Here is a 2,760-nt window from a genome sequence, read left to right on the forward strand (position 1 = left end):
ATGGTGAATGCTGTAATATAATGGAGTACAGCCATGAGGGCGAAGAAAAGTGCCCAAGCAACGGTCAGTTTTTTCCAACCACTAAGTGTTAAAGTAAATACTTCTTTCATTGCTAGCTGCATTAATGGCTTATTGATAGCGGCACTGACAAACAAGGTCAACGCAAAAATACCATTGATAATGGGCGATTTCCAGCGCAGATAGATATCATCACGCAGCAGCAATGTGCCACCGCAAAACAAAATGGTTAATAGTAAGACGACCCATTGTTGCTTATCAAACTTGCCTTTTTGGCGAATAAAGTGAATGGCATAAACAATGATAGTAGCGACGAGCAAAGCCCCTGCCGCTGCCAAAATACCGTTATAACGCGCCGCGATAAAAAAGGCAATCAAAGGGATAAAGTCTAATAATGCTTTCATAGCAAAGGTTGTGTCCAACAAAAACGTATGAGGTAGTTTACACGTCTACTGCCGCAAAAAAAAGCAATCAACACGATAATCCTGCGATATACGTCACCTACAGAGTAATACGGTCTTATTGTGGCTAATGACCATAGCGCTAACCAAATATAACCATCAAATACAGCAGCAATAGTCGCTAAATCCAGAGAGTTGGCTCAGACATTATCATTAATAATAGCAATCAATAGCAACCAATATGAATAGTGACTATCTACTACTAAATTGTTTATACGCTTATTTTTTAAAATATTAAGGTTTATCTTATGAAATATGACTTACATTGTCACAGTACCTGTTCGGATGGTACTTACGCACCAACTGAAGTAGTAAAGCGCGCGCACGCAGCGGGCATCAATGTACTGGCATTGACTGATCACGACACGCTAGTGGGCATTGATGAGGCAAGAGAAGCCGCTAATGCTTATGATATACAGCTGATCAATGGGGTGGAAATCAGCTGTGAGCATACGTTGAGCGGTGGCTATGGCAAAAACAAATCTACCAATAAGATCATTCATGTGCTGGGACTGGACTTTACTGATCGCGAAAAGATGCATGCCACTCTGCAGCAACTACAAGACAGTCGGGCCACACGTGGTCAGCGCATCACCGAAAAGCTCAGTGAGCTGCTGGATATAGATTTCGATGAGTTGTGGCAAGCCGTACTCGATAAGGCAGGTGGCAACCCACAAGCGGTTGGACGCGCACATATTGGGCAGGTATTATTTGAGCGGGGCGAGGTCAAAACCGTTCAAAAAGCCTTTGATAAATATTTGGCAGATAATAAGCCTGCTTATGTGGCGATCGAGGCGTTGACGATGCAGCATGGTATCGAGCTGATTCATGCTTGTGGTGGTCGAGCGGTGCTCGCGCATCCCACGCGTTATCAGCTATCGGCCACACGAGTGCGCAAGCTGATTGGGGAGTTTGCTCAGCTTGGCGGTGACGCTTGTGAGCTACCAGCCACAAGTGAACCAATCAGCACGCGCAGAATGGTTGATCGTAGTATTGCCGAGCACAATCTTGTCACCTCGATTGGCAGTGACTTTCATGGTAGCAATATGCCGTGGCGTCGTTTGGGTGATGTGCCTATTTTGAATGAAGACCAACAAGGGGTTTGGGAGTTGTTTAACACGCCTGCTTAGTCTGATGGTTTTATCATGTTTTATGGACATTTTAGCGGTTAGTCACTTTTGTGTTTCGTCGCCAAGATGACTGAGTCTTTTATGTGAATATCATGACGCTCAAAACTGTATATTCAAAAACTGCTGATTGATAAATAAATGTACAAAACAGATTGATAATACAGACAGAACTTGTAACACTTAAAGGGATATCTAGAAAAGTTTATAAAAGGTATGACGCCCTTTAACTCGATTAACTCGATCACAATGCCTGTAAAGTCAGTGCATTTATATTTTCTGCGGTAGCCCATCTATGGCTGTGTCGGTCTCTCATCTTGGATACAAAAAGCTCTCTCAAATGATTTTTGAGTGGCAAGCGGCTGACAGAACGTCATTGATGGCGTTATTTATTGTCATGGAAGTATCCTTGCATTGGCTGTGGTGTCTGTTCGTTTGGTGGCGACAAGATGCGCTCCATGCCTATGTCAATATGCACTATCTGTACCCACTATGGCTGGGAATCAGCGTAATGGGTTTATTTTTCTTATGTATGGTCAAATATTTGCCGCACTCTGGAAGTAGGCGGGATATTTTAGACAGATGGCAAATCGCACTAGTACTGACTTATACGTTCTATATTGCTACCGTCATCGTGGTGATAGGTTATAGCAGCTTGTTTGCTGGAGTATCGCTAGTTGGCGGTGCGATGCTTGGCATGATGCTCATCAAACGCCGCTATGCTTGGCGCATGTTTTGGCTACAAATCATACTTATGTTATTGGCCATTACCTCGCCCTATTTTGGTATCACTTTACCCAATCTACGTCAGTTGACCGTTATCCACCCGTTACTAGAAACTCATAATTATTTGACTTACAACGAGATTATGGCGGTTGAAAATGCCGTTGCTGCTTCAGCGTTTGAAAACAATGTATTAAGTTGGGATAGTATCACTGAGATACAGCGTTCATCAGCTTTTTTTTGGCGCTCAACCCATTTATATTTAGCATTCCCGAAAGCGATTTTTATCGTTTATATATTTCGTGCTTTGCTATTGGTTTTAGATGATAGTCGGCAAGAAACCTTGCAGTATGCCAATCAAGATGAGCTCACGAAGCTAAAAAACCGTCGCTACGGCCTGAAGAAAATGAAGTATGCGTTGTCAACGGTAC

2 protein-coding genes and 1 pseudogene are annotated in these 2,760 nt (G+C 43.1%); 2 read left to right on the forward strand and 1 reads right to left on the reverse strand.

Annotated elements, in window-relative coordinates; all coding sequences use genetic code 11:
- The coding region (locus tag B3V51_RS11215; protein ID WP_286708433.1) for an inner membrane-spanning protein YciB at positions 1 to 422 on the reverse strand (422 nt) is incomplete at its 3' end.
- Between the two features lie 305 nt (positions 423 to 727).
- Here B3V51_RS11215 and B3V51_RS11220 point away from each other — a divergent pair.
- Both B3V51_RS11220 and B3V51_RS11225 read left to right on the forward strand, forming a co-directional pair.
- Positions 728 to 1,609, forward strand: a complete 882-nt coding sequence (locus B3V51_RS11220; RefSeq protein ID WP_286708434.1) for a PHP domain-containing protein — start codon at positions 728 to 730, stop codon at positions 1,607 to 1,609.
- Positions 1,610 to 1,901: 292 nt separating this feature from the next.
- Positions 1,902 to 2,760 (forward strand): annotated as a pseudogene (locus B3V51_RS11225) (GGDEF domain-containing protein); the annotation flags it as partial.

Source organism: Psychrobacter sp. UBA2514 (genome assembly GCF_002341255.1).
In the GTDB taxonomy this organism is placed as follows: Bacteria; Pseudomonadota; Gammaproteobacteria; order Pseudomonadales; family Moraxellaceae; genus Psychrobacter; species Psychrobacter pacificensis.

Bases quoted from the DNA above. Each gene is read 5' to 3' on its own strand.
- B3V51_RS11220 (WP_286708434.1), top strand. From the start codon at position 728: ATGAAATATGACTTACATTGTCACAGTACCTGTTCGGATGGTACTTAC.